This window comes from Gordonia rhizosphera NBRC 16068 (assembly GCF_000298195.1).
Lineage (GTDB): Bacteria > Actinomycetota > Actinomycetes > Mycobacteriales > Mycobacteriaceae > Gordonia > Gordonia rhizosphera.
Genome location: NZ_BAHC01000124.1, coordinates 1 through 19,016, shown reverse-complemented (window position 1 = coordinate 19,016; position 19,016 = coordinate 1). Strand labels below are relative to the sequence as shown.

The window sequence follows — 19,016 nt, the reverse complement described above, 5'->3', positions numbered from 1 at the left end:
CAATCTGTACGACGCGGAAGGCAAGATCCAGTTCGAGAAGGATCGTGAGGCTGCCCACCAGTACTTCCTGCAGCACGTCAACCAGAACACGGTCTTCTTCCACGACCTCGACGAGAAGCTCGACTACCTCGTCGAGGAGAACTACTACGAACCCGAGGTCCTCGCGAAGTATGACCGTGAGTTCGTGAAACTCCTGTTCGGGCATGCCTATTCGAAGAAGTTCCGGTTCCCGACCTTCCTTGGCGCGTTCAAGTACTACACGAGCTACACGCTGAAGACCTTCGACGGCAAGCGCTACCTCGAGCGCTTCGAGGACCGTGTCTGCATGGTCGCGCTCACCCTGGGCGACGGGGACACCGCGCTGGCCCGCAACCTGGTCGACGAGATCATGGACGGTCGCTTCCAGCCGGCCACCCCGACCTTCCTCAACTCGGGCAAGAAGCAGCGCGGTGAGCCGGTCTCATGTTTTCCTGCGGGCACTCCGGTGGATACCGACCAAGGTTCCGTGCCAATCGAGACATTGAAGGCTGGCGACCGCGTGTTGTCCCACGATGGCACCTTCGCCGAGGTCGAGGCGCTCATCGAGAATCCCAATGATCAGGCGCTGGTGTCGATTTCCCACTTCGGACACAAAGAGCCCATCCTGTGCACGCCAGAGCACCCCATCCTCGTGTGGACGACTCGTGATGTGGATACGATCATCCCAGGCGACGGCGCCGATGTCTTCAACGGCTTCGTCTGGCTTGCCGCGAAGGATGTTGATCCCTCGGACTTCATCGTCACAACTGCGCCGAGCGGGGTCCGTGACGCGCGCCGATACGATCTGATGGAGCATGTCGGCTCAGGTTTCTACGAAGAGGTCGACGGTTTGATCCGAAAGGTCAACTCAGACAAGAAGCGCCGCAACAAACAGCGCCATTTCCACAACTTCAATTCCGTCAATCGTTACGTTGACGAGTCCTACGACCTCGGATTGATCCTCGGCTGGTACGTCGCGGAAGGACATGTTTCCAAGCGTTCGACCAATCGGTCGGTCGCCACGGGAGTGCATTTCACGCTCGGTGCGCACGAACTCTTCTATCAAGACGACCTCGCGGAGGCGTTCAAGCGGGCTTTCGCGACAGATCTGATTCGATACGAGAATCAATCAGACCATTCGGTACGGATGGTCTGCAACAGTAAGGTCGTTGCTGAACTGCTGCTGTCGCTCGCCGGCACGGGATACGGCGCCAAGCGGCTGTCATCGGATGTCCTGACGGCCGACGAAGAGTTTCAGCGGGGACTGCTGATGGGGCTCTTCCGTGGCGACGGATGCTCGACAACCGGCGGAATGGTCCTCGACCTGGTGAATCCGGAACTGGTGGACCAGATTCAACTGATCTTGCGCCGTCTGGGTGTGATGTCGGTCGTCCGTCGCTACACGAACCAGGCCGGAAATCTGACGGGACAGGTGTTTGTCCCGGGCTTGCCCGGTAACAACGAAGACTTCATCCTCGACGTCGGCAAGAATCTGCACAACTACGTCGGACGGAAGGGTGTGCTCCGGACGACCTATCAGGTGGTTCACGGCCGCCATGTCTACGGGATTCGTGATATCGCCCGCACCGACCAGACGCCGGAGAAGGTTTACAACCTGCACGTCGAAGGAACGCACACCTACTCGATTCGGGGAACAGTGGTGCACAACTGTTTTCTCCTTCGCATCGAAGATGACATGGAATCCATTGGGAGATCGATCAATTCGGCTCTGCAGCTCTCCAAGCGCGGCGGTGGCGTGGCGCTTCTGCTGAGCAACATCCGCGAGCACGGCGCACCGATCAAGAAGATCGAGAACCAGAGTTCCGGCGTCATCCCGATCATGAAGCTGCTCGAGGACTCGTTCTCCTACGCCAACCAGCTCGGCGCCCGGCAGGGTGCGGGTGCGGTCTACCTGCACGCGCATCACCCGGACATCTACCGGTTCCTCGACACCAAACGGGAGAACGCGGACGAGAAGATCCGGATCAAGACGCTGTCGCTCGGTGTGGTCATCCCGGACATCACATTCCAGTTGGCCAAGGCCAACGACGACATGTATCTGTTCAGCCCGTATGACGTCGAGCGCGTCTACGGTATGGCCTTCGCCGACATCAACGTGACCGACAAGTATCACGAGATGGTGGAGGACAAGCGGATTCGCAAGACCAAGATCAAGGCCCGTGAGTTCTTCCAGACGCTTGCGGAGCTGCAGTTCGAGTCGGGCTACCCGTACATCATGTTCGAGGACACGGTGAATCGGGCCAACCCGATCGACGGGAAGATCACCCACTCGAACCTGTGCTCGGAGATCCTGCAGGTCTCGACGCCGTCGAGGTACAACGATGACCTCTCGTATTCCCATGTGGGCAAAGACATCTCGTGCAACCTGGGGTCGCTGAACATCGCCAAGACAATGGATTCGCCGGACATCGGGCAGACCATCGAGACCGCGATCCGGGGTCTCACCGCGGTCAGCGATCAGACTGCGATCACGTCGGTGCCGTCGATCGAGCGCGGCAACAACGAATCCCACGCGATCGGCCTGGGTCAGATGAACCTGCACGGCTACCTCGCCCGCGAGCGGGTCTTCTACGGCAGTGACGAGGGTGTCGACTTCACGAACATCTACTTCTACACGGTGCTCTATCACGCGCTGCGGGCGTCGAACAAGATCGCGCGGGAACGCGGTCAGGCCTTTGTCGGCTTCGAACGGTCGAAGTACGCCAGCGGCGAGTTCTTCGACCGCTACACCGAGAAGGTCTGGGAGCCGCAGACCCAGAAGGTGCGGGATCTGTTCGGTCAGGCCGGGATCCACATCCCGACCCAGGACGACTGGCGGGAGCTGAAGGAGGCCGTGGCGCGCGACGGCATCTACAACCAGAACCTGCAGGCGGTGCCGCCGACCGGATCGATCAGCTACATCAACCACTCCACCAGCTCGATCCATCCGGTGGCGGCGAAGGTCGAGATCCGCAAGGAAGGCAAGATCGGTCGCGTCTACTACCCGGCGCCGTACATGACCAACGACAACCTGGAGTACTACCAGGATGCCTACGAGATCGGCTACGAGAAGATCATCGACACCTACGCCGCGGCCACCCAGCATGTGGATCAGGGGTTGAGTCTGACGCTGTTCTTCAAGGACACCGCCACCACTCGCGATGTCAACAAGGCGCAGATCTACGCCTGGCGCAAAGGCATCAAGACGCTCTATTACATCCGACTGCGCCAGATGGCGTTGGAGGGCACCGAGGTGGAGAACTGCGTGTCGTGCATGCTGTAGGTGAGTGGACACGATGACTCCCGAAGACTGGCTGACGGCCATCGCGCGCGAGAGTTCGGTTCTTGCCGAGACTCCCGTCGATGCGCTGGATCTACCGGTGCCGACCTGCCCGGACTGGACCGTGCACGATCTGCTGGCGCACGTCGGCGCGGTACACCGATGGGCTGTCGACAAGGTGCTGGGTACACGTCTGTATCGCGGATACGACGGGATACCTGCACCGGAAGGTGGCGACGTCATCGGCTGGTATGTCGAGGGCCGCGATGCGTTGGTCGAGACGCTCACCGGCCGCGATCCTGATGAGCCCGCGCGCACGTTCGTCGGCCCGGGCACCGTCGGGTTCTGGTATCGCCGTCAGGCCGGAGAACTCGCCGTGCACCGATGGGATCTGGAATCGGCGCTGCGGCCGGGTGCGCAGCGCCCGATCGATGCGGCGCTGGCCGCGGACGGCATCGACGAGTGGCTGGAGTTGTTCGCACCGCGCTTCATCGAGAGGGGGCCGGGAGTGCCGGCCGAGTTGGTGGGTCGGACCCTGCATCTACACGGCACCGACCTGCCCGGGAGCGAATGGTTCCTCGAGCTCACCCCGACGGGGTTCGACCATCGACGCGAACACGCGAAGGCCGACGTCGCGGTGCGCGGATCAGTGTCCGATCTGTGCCTGCTGCTGTGGCATCGTCGATCCCACAAGGACCTCGACGTCGTCGGCGACGACGCGCTGGTCCTGCCCATGCTCGATCTGGTCCACGTGACCTGACAGCCACCGCCCGAGACACTCGACACCGACCAACACCGCCGCAGGAGACGAGCATCATGACTGCAGGAACACACAGCCCCGCCGACGGCGCACCCATTAAGCTGGTGAGCCGCGTCTCGGCGATCAACTGGAACCGGGTGACCGACGAGAAGGACGCCGAGGTGTGGGATCGCCTCACCGGCAACTTCTGGTTGCCGGAGAAGGTGCCGGTGTCCAACGACATCCCGTCGTGGCACACGCTCACCGCGTACGAGCAGCAGCTGACCATGCGCGTGTTCACCGGCCTGACGCTGCTCGACACCATTCAGGGCACCGTCGGCGCCGTCTCGTTGATTCCCGATGCGACGACCCCGCACGAGGAGGCGGTGCTGACCAACATCGCCTTCATGGAGTCGGTGCACGCCAAGAGCTACAGCTCCATCTTCTCCACCCTGTGCTCGACCAAGGAGATCGACGAGGCCTTCCGCTGGTCGGAGGAGAGCGAGCACCTGCAGCGCAAGGCGCACATCGTCATGGACTACTACCGTGGCGACGATCCGCTCAAGCGCAAGGTTGCCTCGACGCTGCTCGAGTCGTTCCTCTTCTACTCGGGCTTCTACCTGCCGATGTACTGGTCGAGCCGCGCCAAGCTCACCAACACCGCCGACCTGATCCGCCTGATCATCCGCGACGAGGCCGTCCACGGCTACTACATCGGGTACAAATATCAGCGCGGCCTCGAGGTGCAGTCGCCCGAGCGCCGCCAAGAACTCAAGGACTACACCTTCGAGTTGCTGTTCGAGCTCTACGACAACGAGTCCGACTACACCGAAGCGCTCTACGACGAGGTCGGTCTGAGCGAGGACGTGAAGAAGTTCCTGCGCTACAACGCGAACAAGGCCTTGATGAACCTCGGCTATGAGGCGATGTTCCCGCGCGACGAGACCGACGTGAACCCGGCGATCCTGTCGGCGCTGTCCCCGAACGCCGACGAGAACCACGACTTCTTCTCCGGGTCGGGGTCCTCGTACGTGATCGGCAAGGCCGTCAACACCGAGGATGAGGACTGGGACTTCTAGTAAGCCGGCCGCTAGTAGCGACGTGCGAGTGTGCGAGCCCGACGCGTATCGAGGCCACTGGCGTGATCTCGATACGCCACTCACTGCGTTCGCGGCTACTCGATCAGCGGGAGCGGGCCCTTGCCGCTCGGCCCTACGAATCCCGGGCGCGTAGCCGGTCGTAGAGATCCTCGAGGGCGTCGATGGTTTCGCCGATGTCGGCGGGGGAGACACCCGAGTTGCGCAGGGCGGCACGGAGGGCGTCTCCGTCGAGATCGGTGATCGGGTTCATCCGCGGTGGCGTCGGCAACGGTGGCAGTACCGCGTTGGTCCCGTAGAAGTCGACGACCGGCGCCGACCCGCTCGGCTCGTCATGATGATCGTCGCGTTCGCGTGTCCTCGTCGGCGCCTCGGTCGCCGCCGCCAGCAGGCTTGGCAGGTCGGTTCCCATGACGGTGAGCAATGTGGTTGCGCTGCGGTCGATCTCGGCCGCCACCTCGTAGGCGACGCAGAGCACGTGGATACAGCGCGGTGCCTCGTCGGGGCAGGTGCAGTCCGCGGCGACGTCGGCCGACTCGGTCGGTGCGATCAGGTCGCCGAGGACCGTCGGTTGTTCGCCGCGCGTCAGCGCCATCAGATCGCCCGTCGCGTCGCGGTCGCGTAGCAGCGCCACCACGGTGGGGGTGTCGACGGTCCGCATCGTCAACGTGACGTCGAACGGATCGAGCTGACTGCCGCGCACCGACGCGGTGACCAACCCGTCCGCGATGCGCAGACGTTCGGCGTGGCGGTCGCGGAAGTAGCGGCGCGCCTGGGTGATCCGACGTCGGTCGGGTCCACCGGACCCGGCCGTCTCGACGACGTCGACGAACGCCCGGCCCCACCGTGTCACGCCGTAACCGCGGGTCGTCGCGGTCCGTCGGCTGCGGGGGCTCATTCGCTGACCGCCTCGTCGCGCAACGCGAACAGATCGAACAGCTCGTCGTCACCCAGGTCGGTCAGCCAGCTCTCGCCGGCGCTGACGGTCAGCCGTGACAGTTCCCGTTTGGCCGTGATCATCTCGTCGATGCGCTCCTCGAGTGTGCCGACGCAGACGAACCGGTGGACCTGCACCCGCTGGTGCTGGCCGATCCGGTAGGCGCGGTCGGTGGCCTGGTCCTCGACGGCCGGGTTCCACCATCGGTCCACGTGCACCACGTGATTGGCCGCGGTCAGGTTGAGGCCCGTCCCGCCGGCCTTGAGGGTGGCGATCATCGCCGCCGGACCGTCCCCGGACTGGAACCGAGAGACCATCGCGTCGCGTTCGGTGCGGCTCAGCCCGCCGTGCAGCAGCGGGATCTCCTCGCCGAGTTGCGTGGTGAGCCAGGTCGACAGCAGTTCGCCAAACGCCGCGAACTGGGTGAACACCAGGGCCCGGTCGCCTTCGGCCGCCGCGGTGGTCGCGATGTCCACGAGCAGCTCCACTTTGCCCGAGCGGTGCCGGTTCCGGCGCGCCATGGCCGAGCCGTCGGCGAGATAGTGCGCCGGATGATTGCACACCTGCTTCAGACGGGACAGCGCCGCGAGGATGTTGCGGCGACGGATGGTGCGCTGCTGCTTGTTGCGCAACGCCTCCATCAGTTCGTCGAGCACGGCGCGGTAGAGCGCGGCCTGCTCGACGGTGAGGTTGGCGCGTTCGGTGATCTCGGTCTTCTCGGGGAGGTCGGCGATGATCGACGGGTCGGTCTTCTCCCGGCGCAGGATGAACGGTCGGGTGAGCCCGGTCAGCCTGCGGATGGCGTCCGGATCCCGATCCCGCTCGATCGGCTCGGCGAACCGGGCGCGGAACCTCGACGCCGAACCGAGCACTCCGGGGTTGACCAGATCGATGACGGCGCGCAGATCCTCGAGCCGGTTCTCCACCGGCGTCCCGGTCAGGGCGATCCGATGATCGGCGGGAATCGCCCGAATCGCCTTGGCGGCCTTGGTCGCGACGTTCTTGATGTGCTGGGCCTCGTCGACGACGACCCGATGCCACCGGTGGGCGCCGAGCGTCTCCCGGTCGCGGGTCGCGACGGCGAACGTGGTCAGGACGACGTCGGCGTCGGCGTGAACCGCACCGAACGTCGTGTGCCCGGCGCGGGTGGTGCCGTGATGCACGACGACACGCAGATTCGGAGCGAACCGTGCCAGCTCCCGCTCCCAGTTCCCGACCACCGACATCGGGCAGACGATCAGCGTCGGTGCCGTCGGCGTCGACGGCAGGGACCGTTCGTGACACAGCAGGGCGATGACCTGCACGGTCTTGCCCAATCCCATGTCGTCGGCGAGAACACCGCCGATCCGGTATTCGGCGAGATAGGCCAGCCACTCCAACCCGCGATGTTGGTAAGGGCGCAGCTGCGCGTGCAGCATCGCCGGCGGGGCGATGGGTGCGGGGCGCAGCACGCCGCCGGATGCGAGGTCGTCAAGCCAGGCCAGCCCCTCGATGGAGGTCACGGGTACCGGCACGGTGTCGACGACGAGGTTGAACAGTTCCCCGAAGTCCGCCGGATGATCCGACCGCGCCTGCGCCCGCTGGGCGGCGACGAATGCCGCGGCCCGGGTGAGCGCGCCGCCCTCGGCGCGGACCCACACGCCCCGGACCTTCACCAGATCACCCTGCCGGCGGGCGAGTTCGGCGAGATCTCCGTCCGACAAGGTCAGTGCGTCGGGGGTGTCGCCGAGGGCGAGACGCCATTCGAATTCGTCGATCTCGGACGTTCCCAGCCGGGCGGCGCGGCGGGTGTCACCGGCCACCGGACGGGCCCGCAGGGCCAGCGTCGGGCGCACCTCGGCGATGGTGCGCGGCAGCAATACCGGGCAGCCGGCCGCCGCCAGCCTCGAGGCGGCCCCGGCGAACAACTGCTCGACCACCGGTGTGGTCAACAGGAAATCCAGGGTGTGCCGATCCGGCTCGGCCTGTGCGAGTTCGGGAAAGGCGCGGACCGCGGTGGCGAGCGCCGTGGTGACCCGGTCGAGTTCGTGGCCGTCGAGCCGGTGGGGGATCACCGCGACGATTCGGCCGTCGGTGAGTCGGCGACACACCTCCAGCCGCCACAGCTCGGCGTCCGCGGGCAGATGCGTCCGCCATTCCGCGGGTTCGTCGTCGGGTTCGTGCAGGCGGAGTACGACAGACGAATCATCCTGTGGTGCACCGGAGTTCCACTGAATCCAGGACCCCGACGCGGATCGCAGCCGGTCCTGCACCGCGGGCGGGAGCCCGGGGGATTCGTCAGACAGCGACTCGACGAGCCAACCGGTCGCCGAGTCGTCGGGACGGACCCGACCCGTTGATGCGATGCGCCCGCGGGACTCGTGGTCGGTGAGTTCGGCGACGAAATCGGTGATCGCATCCATGCCGCCGTTCTCCGTCACCACCGCGGGCGCGGTAGAGGACACGACCGCCAGCCAGCCACGCCATGTCGGGGTGGAGACCGCCTGCCACCGCAGCATCGCCTCGCCGTCGACCTCGATCACCGTCGGGGCGACCGCACCGGCAGCGACGAATCGTCGGATGCCATCGAGGAGGTAGCGGTACCAGGCGATCTCGCCGCTGACCGGGTGGGGACGGCTGATGTCGAGCAGCGCACACGTGGCGGCAACGCCCAGGGACAGGGTCGGTACGAACGACCGCTGCCCATTCGCTTCGATCAACGCCAGGGAGCCGCGGAAACGCCTCCCGGACAGCAGGTCCGACAACGGCTCGGGCAACTCCGGCACGTCGGCCGAACCGGAGACGGTCCAGACCGCACCGCCGGCGCCGGGACGCCACAGCAGATGAAGGGGGAGGACCCCGGTCACCACCGGCGGATCAGCGCCAGTCGGAGAGCAGCGCGGTGGCCCGCTCGGCGAGATTCATCTGCCACAGCGGGCCGAAACTGATCCGGCCCACGCCGAGTTCGGCCATCTGCGCGCGCGACCCCTTGGCGGGGTTGGCGATGGCGTTGACCGGAAGGGGCAGCGCGGAGGTGAGGCGGCGCTGGTCGTCGTCGGTGTGGAAGCCGACCGGATACAGGGAACTCGCGCCGGCCTCGGCGCATAGTCGCATCCGTGCGATGGCCCGCTCGACGCGGTCGGCCTCGTCACCGATCTGCTTGATGAACAGGTCGGTGCGGGCGTTGATGACGACCGGCACTCCGGCCTCGTCGGCCGCGGCGCGTAACGCACCCACGAAGTCGGCATGTTCGGCCGCCTCGCGCAGCCGTCCGCTCTCGGAATGCACGGTGTCCTCGATGTTCAATCCGACCGCGCCGACCTCGAGCAGTCCCTCGATGAGGCGCGCGGGCGACTCGCCGTAACCGGATTCGATGTCGACCGACAGGGGGACCTCGACCGCGTCGCTGATCTGCCGGACCCGGGTCAGCAGTTCGTCGAAGGTCATGCCCTCGTTGTCGGGGCGTCCGATCGAGTCCGCGACGGGATGGCTGCCGATGGTCAGGGCGGAGAAGCCGCCGGCGACGGCCAGGTGCGCCGACCATGCGTCCCAGACGGTCGGGAACACCCCGGGGTCACCCGGGCGGTGTAGGTCGAGGAATGCGCGTGCCTGCGCGGCGAGATCACGAGTTGCCATTGATGGACTCCTTCACATCGTTGAGTACCAGCCAGGCGGCCGCGAGTCCCGACGATTCGTACCAGATCTCGTCATCGACCGAGAGCACCCTCTTCCACGTCGGCGCACCCATGTTCAGCCACCGGTCACTGAGCAGCACATCTGAGCCGTGCTCGAGGCCGTCGTCGCCGACGAAGCTGACATAGATGAGGTCACCGTCGGCGTCGGTGAAGTTCTCGTCGGTGACCGTCGTGGACTCCGGCGAGCGCTGCGGCTCGGGCCGCTGGACACCGATCAGCCCGAGGATCTGGCCCGCGAACGTGTCGGTGCCGGCGATCACCTCCGAGTCACCGGTGAAGCGGACCAGGGAGATCTGATTGTGCGCGGCATCGAGGAACCGGCCCGTCCTCTTGGCCTGCTTCTCGAAGTCCGCGAGCAGCTCGGAGCCGCTCGCGGATCGTCCGAGGGCGTCGGCCACCGAACCGAACCGGTCCTCCCAGCCCTCGCCCGGCTCGATCGTGACGACGCGGGCATCGCCGAACGCCTCGGCGGTCGCCGAGGTCTGCGGGGTGGTGAGGACGACGTCGGGATCGGCCGCGTCGACCGCGGCCGCGTCTGGTGTGGCGCCGATGACGGGAACCGAGGTGAGCTGCGGCCCCAGGTAGGCGGGGACGGCGCCGTTGGCGGCGACCGCGGTGACCTTGGGGCCGATCCCCAACGCGCAGATCGCGTCGAGCAGCGACGGATCGGTCACGACGATGCGTGACACGTCGGTGGCGGCGTCGTCGGGCGTCGTGGGCGCGAGGCAGGTGCGGGAGTAGTCGCGATCCGCGTTGACGATGTTGACCTCGGCGACCCGGGTGGTCGTGGTGGAGATGACCTGCCCGTCCGGTGTGGTCAACGGTGCGTCCTGGCCGCATGCGGTCAGAACCGCGAACACCGCCACCGACGCCACCGCACCGAGCACCCGAGGCACTCGGCGGCCTCGCGGTCGGGCCGTCGGTTCGGGGGTCTCGCCGCTGCCATGCACGCGACCACGCTAGCACCGGCTGCGAAGGGGTCCGGGCGAGGTCGCGACGCCCGGCAGCCGGGGGTCGGTGACGCCCGTGGCGGGTGTGTGCGCGTCGCGGCTCACGCGCTTTCTGACCAGCGGTTTCCGCCCCTCCACGGGATCAATTACGACAGATCGTAGGACCCAGTCGGCCGGAGCCGGTTCGAGGGTCTAGGATCATGTACCAGCGCTCGCTTTGTTCATGTCGCGACCGCGGGGAAACGGTAGTTTGGACGGGGCCTCACGGTTGTGAAACGAGGAGGATCTGTGACCGCGGTTGACCAGCCCACCACGCAAGTGGCTCCAGTGCGTCCGTTCCCGGAGCGCTATCAGCCCAAGGGTTCGTTCATCTACAAGCTGCTCACGACGACCGATCACAAGCTGATCGGCATGATGTACATCACCGCCTGCTTCGTGTTCTTCCTGATCGGCGGCCTGATGGCACTGCTGATGCGCGGTGAACTCGCCCATCCCGGTATGCAGTTCCTCTCCACTGAGCAGTTCAACCAGCTGTTCACCATGCACGGCACGGTGATGCTGCTGATGTATGCGACGCCGATCGTCATCGGCTTCGCGAACTTCGTCCTGCCGCTGCAGATCGGGTCCCCCGACGTCGCGTTCCCGCGTCTGAACGCCTTCGGCTTCTGGCTGTTCGTCTTCGGTTCGACAGTCGCCATCAGCGGCTTCATCACCCCGGGCGGCGCCGCGGACTTCGGTTGGACCGCCTACACCCCGCTGACCGACGCGATCCATTCGCCCGGCGTCGGCGCCGACCTGTGGATCATGGGTCTGGGCGTCGGTGGTCTCGGCACCATCCTCGGTGCGGTCAACATGGTCACGACCGTCGTGTGCCTGCGCGCACCTGGTATGACGATGTTCCGGATGCCGATCTTCACCTGGAACATCCTGGTCACCAGCATTCTGATCCTGCTGATCTTCCCGCTGCTGACCGCCGCGCTGCTCGGCCTCGAGGTCGATCGTCAGTTCGGTGCGCACCTCTACGATCCGGCCAATGGTGGCGTCATCCTGTGGCAGCACCTGTTCTGGTTCTTCGGCCACCCAGAGGTGTACGTCATCGCGCTGCCGTTCTTCGGCATCGTGTCCGAGGTCTTCCCGGTCTTCTCGCGCAAGCCGATCTTCGGCTACTCGGGCCTGGTCTACGCGACCATGGCCATCGCGGCGCTGTCCGTCGCGGTGTGGGCCCACCACATGTATGTCACCGGCGCCGTCCTGCTGCCGTTCTTCTCGTTCATGACCTTCCTGATCGCGGTCCCGACGGGCGTGAAGTTCTTCAACTGGATCGGCACGATGTGGAAGGGTCACATAACGTTCGAGTCACCGATGTTGTTCTCGGTGGGCTTCATCGTCACCTTCCTCTTCGGCGGCCTCACCGGCGTCCTGCTCGCCAGCCCGCCGCTGGACTTCCACCTGTCCGACTCCTACTTCGTGGTCGCGCACTTCCACTACGTGCTCTTCGGCACCATCGTGTTCGCCACGTACGCGGGTATCTACTTCTGGTTCCCGAAGATGACGGGGCGCATGCTCGACGAGCGTCTGGGCAAGTGGCACTTCTGGTTGACCTTCATCGGGTTCCACACCACGTTCCTGGTGCAGCACTGGCTGGGCAACGAGGGCATGCCGCGTCGCTACGCCGACTACCTGCCGTCGGACGGCTTCACCACGCTGAACATCATCTCGACTGTGGGTGCGTTCATCCTGGGTCTGTCCGTGCTGCCGTTCCTCTGGAACGTCTTCCGCAGCTACCGCTACGGCGAGGTCGTCACCGTCGACGACCCGTGGGGCTTCGGCAACTCCCTGGAGTGGGCCACCAGCTGCCCGCCGCCGCGGCACAACTTCACCGAGCTGCCCCGGATTCGCTCCGAGCGTCCCGCGTTCGAGCTGCACTATCCGCATATGATCGACCGGATGCGCGCAGAGGCTCACGTCGGCCCGGGTCATGGGCATGACAGCGAGTCCGTGCACTGACGGCTCCGTCGGCAAATCGAACCAGTGCCGAAAGAATCTGGTGATACGACAGTCCTGATCACGGTCACCGGGCCGGACCGGCCCGGTGTCACCTCTGTCCTGATGGGTGCGCTCGCCGGCCAGCAGGTCAGCCTGCTCGACGTCGAGCAGGTCGTGATCCGCCGACGCCTCACGCTGGGCGTTCTGGTCCGGGTCTCCGGGGATCCGGAGGCGCTGCAGGACGTGGTCGAGCAGGCGATGGACTCTCTGGGCATGGAGGCCTCCGTCGAGGTCGGCGCGGACACCAATGGTCATCCGCCCTCCAGCCACGCGGTGGTGGTCCTCGGCAGCCCCGTGACCGCTCGCGCATTCCGGGCGATCGCGGCCGAACTGGCCGGCCAAGGCGCCAACATCGATCTCATCCGTGGTGTCGCGGACTATCCACTGACCGGTCTCGAGCTGATGGTCAGCGCCGGACGCGACGATGTCGCCGCCGACTCGGCCCTTCGCAAGGGGCTCGCGGCGGTGGCGGCCGGTCACGGCGTGGACATCGCGGTCGAGCGCGGAGGGCTGGCACGGCGCGCCAAGCGGCTGATCGTGTTCGACGTGGACTCGACCCTGATCCAGGGTGAGGTCATCGAGATGCTGGCCGCCCGGGCAGGCAAAGAGAAAGAGGTCGCGGCCGTCACCGAGGCAGCCATGCGCGGTGAGATGGACTTCACCGAGTCGCTCAACCAGCGGGTCGCCGTCCTCGAGGGTCTGGACGCGAGCGTCATCGACGAGGTCGCGAGCTCGCTGGAGCTCACCCCTGGGGCCCGCACGACCATCCGGACCCTGCATCGGCTCGGCTACCACTGCGGTGTCGTCTCCGGCGGGTTCCGGCAGGTCATCAACGATCTGGCCCACGAGCTCGAGCTGGACTTCGTGCGTGCCAACACCCTCGAGATCGTGGACGGCAAGCTCACCGGTCGGGTGGTCGGCGAGGTGGTGGACCGGGCCGGCAAGGCCCGGGCACTGCGGTCCTTCGCCGACCAGGTCGGGGTGCCGATGGAACAGACCATCGCGGTGGGCGACGGGGCCAACGACATCGACATGCTGTCCGTCGCGGGACTCGGGATCGCCTTCAACGCCAAACCGGCGCTGCGAGAGGTTGCCGACGCCGCGCTGAGCCACCCGTTCCTCGACGCCGTCCTGTTCATTCTCGGCGTCACCCGCGACGAGATCGAGGCGGCGGATGCGGCTGACGGTGTGCTGCGCCGTGTGCGGTTGGACTGACCGGTCGTTGTCTCGATTGTTCAAGTGCGGCCGGCGGTGAGCCGCGGATGATCGATGGAGGAAGTTCAGTGAAAGGACACCTGAGATGACCTCCACCTCTGCTACCGCGACCCTGGCCATGATGACCCTCGATTGCGCAGACGCAGGCCGCTCGGCCGAGTTCTGGTCGGCAGTGCTGGGCTGGCAGATCGTGGCCGCCGGCGACGGCTACGCGATGATCAAGGGGCCCCACGGGCCGGCGGTCGGGTTCGGGTCGGTGGCCGATTACCAGCCTCCGAGCTGGCCGAATGACCACGGCTCCAAACAGTTCCATTTCGATCTCGCCGTCGACGACATTCCGGCCGCCGAGGCGCGCTGTGTGGCCCTCGGCGCCACCGTGCCGGCCGAGCAGCCCGGCGAGACCTGGCGGGTCCTCCTCGACCCGGCCGGACATCCGTTCTGCCTGACGCGGGCCGAGAACTGGGGTTGATGCGCATTGTCCAGCATCACCGAGGAGTTGGGCGGCCCGGGCGCATTCGACGACGCGTATCGGCGTCTCGTCGATTATGTCGGCGGGCGTGACGACCCGCCCGATCCCGCCGATGTGCTGGCCATGCAGATGGTGCTGCGGATCGAGAAGACGACCCCGCCGGAGCGCACGGACCTGCTGACCGCCGCCGGTCGTGCGGTCGCACTACTGTGCCTTGACGACCGGGCAGGTGCCGACGGCCCGTGGGCAACACCGATGGACGCGTGGTGTGATGCCCGAATCCGCAAGATCGCCCGCCGCGCACGTGGTGCGCAATGGTCCGCGGCGCAGGAGGTCTGGGGTCTGACGGCTACCGCCGGCGAGGCGCAGGCACGGGCGATCGTGCCCGGCCGCGTCGGCGACGTGGACAGGCGAATCGGTCGGCTACAGATCGGCGGCACCGAGGTCGACGGTGTGGTCGGGTCCGACGCGGCGCCCGACGGTGGTCTGTGTCTGTGGCTCAACCCGGGGCTGGACATGACCGTCGGGAAGTCCGCCGCCCAGGTCGGTCACGGCGCGATGCTCGGCGTGAAGCTGATGTCGGCGCGGCAGGCGCTCGCGTGGCGGTCGGCCGGCTGCCCGCTCGTCGTGCAGGAGGCCGACCAGCAGCGGTGGGCGAGACTCCTTGCGGCCGAGGCGCGGGGGCTTGCGGTCGCGGTGCGCGATGCCGGGTTCACCGAGATCGCTCCGGGCTCGGTGACGGTGATCGCCGAGGTGCCGCGGTGACGGGCGGTGATCGCCGAGGAGATGCCCGCGCCGAGTTGCCCGACTGGGCCGGTGACCTCGGTCTGCAGCCGCATCCCGAGGGCGGTTGGTTCGTGGAGACCTGGCGCAGCGACGTCGTGCTCCCCGTCGAGGCGTTGCCGGCCGGCTACCCGGGCGAGCGGGCCGTGGGCACCGCCATCTACTTTCTGCTGCTGCCCGGCGAGGAATCCGCGTGGCACACGGTGCGTGGCGCGGAGCTGTGGCTGCACCATCGGGGGTCGCCGATCGAACTCGACATCGGCGGCGACGGCGCCGACCCGGACGACGTGACGACCGTTGTGCTCGGCGCCGACCTGCCTGCCGGTCAGCGTCCGCAGGCGCTGGTTTCGCCCGGTTGCTGGCAGCGCGCACGGGCCGGTGACGAGGCCGCCCTGGTGAGCTGCATCGTCGTTCCCGGTTTCGACTACACCGACTTCGTGCTCTGGGGCGACTGAACCGTCGACGCGGCCGGCGCCGGGGCGACGAGACCGAGGGTATTGCGCCACACCTCGCGGTCGGGGGCGATCGAGGCGACGATCAGCTCATCGGCGTCGGCGTGCCCGGCGAACCAGTCGAGATAGTCACGCACCTGACCGGGGGTGCCGACGCCGGAATAGGTCAGCATCTGATCGATCTGGCGGCCCTGGGGCATCTCGTCGAGGATCATGTCGGCCTCGGCGTCGGTGAACCGCCGGTCCCGGGCGAACAGCACGTTGACCCGCGCACGCCGGGCGCGGAGGAATTGCTCACGGGCGACGGCCTCGTCGTCGTCGGCGATCACACACACCCCGGCGATCACATACGGCGATTCGAGTTGCTCGGAGGGCTGGAACTCGCGGCGATAGAGCGCCACCGCCTCCTCGAGGGCCTGCGGGGCGAAATGGGACGCGAAGGCGTACGGCAGGCCGAGCGCGGCGGCGAGCTGTGCGCCGAACAGCGACGACCCGAGGATGTAGAGCGGCACGTCGGTGCCGTCGCCCGGCGTGGCCCGCACCCCCTCGACGCGCGACTGGCCGCGCAGATAGCCCTGAAGTTCCAGCACGTCGGAGGGGAAACGATCCGCCGACGCCATCGTTCGGCGCAGCGCGGCGAAGGTCTGCTGATCCCCACCCGGCGCTCGTCCGAGCCCGAGGTCGATCCGGCCGGGATGCAGTTCGGCCAGCGTGCCGAACTGTTCGGCGATCGACAGCGGTGAATGGTTCGGCAGCATCACACCGCCCGCCCCGAGTCGGATCGTGTCGGTGTGGGCGGCCACGTGGGCGATGAGCACGGCCGGCGCGGCCGAGGCGATGGTGCGCATGTTGTGATGCTCGGCGTACCAGATTCGCCGGTAGCCCCACTGTTCTGCCCGTTGTGCGAGGTCGACACTGGCCGCGAAGCTGTCGGCGACGGTCTCGGTGTGGCCGACCTGTGCGAGATCGAGGATGGACAGATCAACAGTCATATCAAGGGTCAAGGCGGGTCCGGTCGCGGGTATTCCCCTCTCGCCGAGCATGTGTCATACCGCTGCGCACGACGCGGGTCTCGGTAGGGCACGATAGGGGAGTGACCAACGCGAGCGAGCCGACCACCGCCGACGACGCACACGAATCCGATCCCGACCTGTTGGTCGATTTCCGGGACGTGATCTTGGTCAGAGGAGGGAACACCCTCGTGGGGCCGGTGTCGTGGCAGGTCGAACTCGATGAGCGATGGGTGGTGATCGGGCCCAACGGTGCGGGTAAGACGTCGTTGATGCGGATGGCCGCTGCCCAGGTCCATCCGACCTCGGGTACCGCATTCGTGCTCAACGAGGAACTCGGCAAGGTCGAGGTCCGGGAGCTGGCCACCCGGATCGGTGTGTCGAGCGCCGCACTCGCCGAACGGGTGCCGGCCACCGAGATCGTCAGCGACGTGGTGATCTCCGCCGGCTACTCGGTTATGGGGCGTTGGCGCGAGGCCTACGACGACGTGGACCGCGCGCAAGCGGTGGAGTCGCTGGAGTCGATGGGCGCCGAACATCTCGCCGATCGCGAGTTCGGCACGCTGTCCGAAGGCGAGCGCAAACGGGTCCTGATCTCGCGCGCCCTGATGACCGACCCGGAACTGTTGCTGCTCGACGAACCGGCGGCCGGTCTCGACCTCGGCGGACGGGAGGAACTCGTGGACCGGCTCGGTCGCCTCGCCGCCGACCCGGACGCCCCGGCGATCGTGCTGATCACCCATCACGTCGAGGAAATCCCGCCCGGATTCACACATGCGATGCTGCTCTCGGAGGGTGAGGTGGTGGTCGCGGGCCTCCTCGAGGACGTAATGACCAGCAAGAATCTCTCGACCACATTCCGTCAGCAGATCACCCTCACCAAGACGGGCGGACGTTACTTCGCGCGGCGCTCTCGGCGGGCCGGCGGGCATCGGCGCGCAGCGGGCTGAGCGCGGCCGCTACTGTCAGAGGCCGAGGAAGCAGGAGGTATCTCATGTCCACAACCGACATGGCGGCATCGCAGCCGGCACCGTTGCGTGACGCGGCGACGGTGGCGTTGGTCCGCGACACCGCTGAGGGCATCGAGGTCTTCCTGCAGCGTCGGGTGAAGCAGATGGCCTTCGCCGGTGGGGTCACCGTGTTTCCCGGCGGGGGCGTGGACCATCGCGACGCCGATGCCGAGATCACCTGGAGCGGTCCGGACGCCCGATGGTGGGCCGAGGCGTTCCACACCGACGAGCAGACCGCGCGCGAGCTGGTGTGTGCCGCGGTCCGAGAGACCTTCGAGGAGTGCGGCGTGCTGTTGGCCACCCGCCTCGACGGTGCGCCGGTCGATCCGGCGCGGTTCGCCACCCAACGGCAGCAGCTCGTGGACAAGGCGCTCTCGCTCGGCGATTTCCTGCGCACCGAGGGGCTGAGTCTGCGTGCCGATCTGCTGCGGCCGCTGGCGAACTGGATCACCCCGATCATCGAGAAGCGCCGCTACGACACGCGTTTCTTTCTGGCCGCGATGCCGGAAGGGCAGACCGCCGACGGCCACACCACCGAGGCGGAGGTCGCGCGGTGGGTGGGCGCACAGGCCGCCCTGGACGCGTGGGCGGCGGGTGAGCACACCCTGCTCCCGCCGACGTGGGCGCAGCTGCACTACCTCGCCGGTTTCGACACGGTCGCCGACGTGCTGGCCGCCGAGCCGGTCATCGAACCGATCGAGCCGTCGGTCACCCCGGGGGCCGGGATGGCCGGGCTGAAGTTCGCCGGGTCCGAGCGTTACTTCGCCGTCGCCGCCGACCGCGAGGTCCCTGGCCTGAGCCGCTGAACTCGCCGCGTCGGCGGTGTCGCGCTTTCGGTCTCGCGCTCCGGTGTCACGCGATTAGGGTCACGCTCCGGGCGAGGTGAGAACCCCGGCGGCCGAAGTCCGCCCGGCCAAGAGCATCAGGATGTCGCGCACCGGCGCCTCGACGAGCCGCCCCTGCCCGACGTCGAGATCGGTGTCGATGGCGCGGAACCGGACACCCGGGTTGTCGCGACGGGGATGGAACGGAAACCGCATCGACCACAACCGTCGGGCCGCGACGGCCGCAGCATCGGCAGGCATCGGACGATCGATACGCAGTGGAACGGCGATGTCCTGTCCGTGGACGAGCACGTCGAGCAGCGGTTCGACCTCGGTGGTGCCGAGCGCGTGTCGTCGGGAGCCGACCATGGCCCGGATTCGCTCCGCGGCCTCACCGGCCGTCGCGCGGTCGGCCACCGCGAGGCGATGCACCATCGCGTTGAAGCGGAAGCCCGATCGCGTTGCCTCGACCATGATGCGACCCGCGGGTGCGTGCGATTGCGAAAGATGAA

15 protein-coding genes and 3 pseudogenes are annotated in these 19,016 nt (G+C 66.9%); 12 read left to right on the top strand and 6 right to left on the bottom strand.

The features are described from left to right. From GORHZ_RS32115 to nrdF, 5 genes and pseudogenes are all read left to right on the top strand, one after another. A pseudogene (locus GORHZ_RS32115) lies at positions 1-469 on the top strand (ribonucleotide reductase N-terminal alpha domain-containing protein); the annotation flags it as partial. A gap of 15 nt (positions 470-484) precedes the next feature. Then, a pseudogene (locus tag GORHZ_RS32110) lies at positions 485-1,660 on the top strand (LAGLIDADG family homing endonuclease); the annotation flags it as partial. A 24-nt stretch (positions 1,661-1,684) separates the two neighbouring features. Beyond that, a pseudogene (gene nrdE / locus GORHZ_RS32105) lies at positions 1,685-3,301 on the top strand (class 1b ribonucleoside-diphosphate reductase subunit alpha); the annotation flags it as partial. A gap of 13 nt (positions 3,302-3,314) precedes the next feature. Beyond that, positions 3,315-4,058: a maleylpyruvate isomerase family mycothiol-dependent enzyme gene (locus GORHZ_RS15130; protein ID WP_006334369.1), complete on the top strand. Its 744-nt coding sequence runs from the start codon at positions 3,315-3,317 to the stop codon at positions 4,056-4,058. A 56-nt stretch (positions 4,059-4,114) separates the two neighbouring features. Next, the gene (gene nrdF / locus GORHZ_RS15125) at positions 4,115-5,116 is read left to right on the top strand and encodes a class 1b ribonucleoside-diphosphate reductase subunit beta (protein ID WP_006334368.1); all 1,002 of its coding nucleotides are present in this window, start codon (positions 4,115-4,117) and stop codon (positions 5,114-5,116) included. Positions 5,117-5,249: 133 nt separating this feature from the next. On the opposite strand, the gene GORHZ_RS15120 is transcribed toward nrdF, so the two are convergent. The 4 genes from GORHZ_RS15120 to GORHZ_RS15105 are packed head-to-tail and all read right to left on the bottom strand — an operon-like array spanning position 5,250 to position 10,695. Then, positions 5,250-6,032 (bottom strand): hypothetical protein, encoded by a 783-nt coding sequence (locus GORHZ_RS15120; protein WP_006334367.1) that lies wholly within the window; start codon positions 6,030-6,032, stop codon positions 5,250-5,252. Next, complete coding sequence (locus GORHZ_RS15115; protein ID WP_006334366.1) at positions 6,029-8,920, bottom strand: DEAD/DEAH box helicase; 2,892 nt, start codon at positions 8,918-8,920, stop codon at positions 6,029-6,031. The genes GORHZ_RS15120 and GORHZ_RS15115 overlap by 4 nt, the downstream gene beginning before the upstream one ends. 7 nt (positions 8,921-8,927) lie before the next feature. Continuing rightward, positions 8,928-9,686 (bottom strand): isocitrate lyase/PEP mutase family protein, encoded by a 759-nt coding sequence (locus GORHZ_RS15110; protein WP_006334365.1) that lies wholly within the window; start codon positions 9,684-9,686, stop codon positions 8,928-8,930. Further along, positions 9,673-10,695 (bottom strand): ABC transporter substrate-binding protein, encoded by a 1,023-nt coding sequence (locus GORHZ_RS15105; protein ID WP_051998924.1) that lies wholly within the window; start codon positions 10,693-10,695, stop codon positions 9,673-9,675. The genes GORHZ_RS15110 and GORHZ_RS15105 overlap by 14 nt, the downstream gene beginning before the upstream one ends. A gap of 288 nt (positions 10,696-10,983) precedes the next feature. Here GORHZ_RS15105 and ctaD point away from each other — a divergent pair, with 288 nt between their 5' ends. From ctaD to GORHZ_RS15080, 5 genes are all read left to right on the top strand, one after another. Next, positions 10,984-12,702, top strand: a complete 1,719-nt coding sequence (ctaD, locus tag GORHZ_RS15100) for an aa3-type cytochrome oxidase subunit I (RefSeq protein ID WP_006334363.1) — start codon at positions 10,984-10,986, stop codon at positions 12,700-12,702. Positions 12,703-12,726: 24 nt separating this feature from the next. After that, positions 12,727-13,956 (top strand): phosphoserine phosphatase SerB, encoded by a 1,230-nt coding sequence (gene serB / locus GORHZ_RS15095; protein WP_006334362.1) that lies wholly within the window; start codon positions 12,727-12,729, stop codon positions 13,954-13,956. Between the two features lie 85 nt (positions 13,957-14,041). Next, positions 14,042-14,425, top strand: coding sequence for a VOC family protein (locus tag GORHZ_RS15090; protein ID WP_006334361.1), 384 nt, complete (start codon positions 14,042-14,044; stop codon positions 14,423-14,425). A 6-nt stretch (positions 14,426-14,431) separates the two neighbouring features. Continuing rightward, positions 14,432-15,190 carry a peptidyl-tRNA hydrolase gene (locus GORHZ_RS15085; RefSeq protein WP_006334360.1) on the top strand — a complete coding sequence of 253 codons (759 nt, stop codon included), beginning with the start codon at positions 14,432-14,434 and terminating at the stop codon, positions 15,188-15,190. Next, on the top strand, positions 15,187-15,663 hold the full coding sequence (locus GORHZ_RS15080; RefSeq protein WP_051998922.1) for a cupin domain-containing protein: 477 nt from the start codon (positions 15,187-15,189) through the stop codon (positions 15,661-15,663). Before GORHZ_RS15085 ends, GORHZ_RS15080 begins: the two co-directional genes overlap by 4 nt. Here GORHZ_RS15080 and GORHZ_RS15075 read toward each other — a convergent pair. Beyond that, positions 15,633-16,652 carry an LLM class flavin-dependent oxidoreductase gene (locus GORHZ_RS15075; RefSeq protein ID WP_040532151.1) on the bottom strand — a complete coding sequence of 340 codons (1,020 nt, stop codon included), beginning with the start codon at positions 16,650-16,652 and terminating at the stop codon, positions 15,633-15,635. The genes GORHZ_RS15080 and GORHZ_RS15075 overlap by 31 nt on opposite strands. Before the next feature lie 101 nt (positions 16,653-16,753). Here GORHZ_RS15075 and GORHZ_RS15070 point away from each other — a divergent pair, with 101 nt between their 5' ends. Next, the gene (locus tag GORHZ_RS15070; protein ID WP_006334357.1) at positions 16,754-17,620 is read left to right on the top strand and encodes an ABC transporter ATP-binding protein; all 867 of its coding nucleotides are present in this window, start codon (positions 16,754-16,756) and stop codon (positions 17,618-17,620) included. A gap of 44 nt (positions 17,621-17,664) precedes the next feature. Beyond that, positions 17,665-18,486: an NUDIX hydrolase gene (locus tag GORHZ_RS15065; RefSeq protein WP_006334356.1), complete on the top strand. Its 822-nt coding sequence runs from the start codon at positions 17,665-17,667 to the stop codon at positions 18,484-18,486. Positions 18,487-18,546: 60 nt separating this feature from the next. Here the strand turns inward: GORHZ_RS15065 and GORHZ_RS15060 are convergent. Continuing rightward, the coding region (locus tag GORHZ_RS15060) for a hypothetical protein (RefSeq protein ID WP_006334355.1) at positions 18,547-19,016 on the bottom strand (470 nt) is incomplete at its 5' end.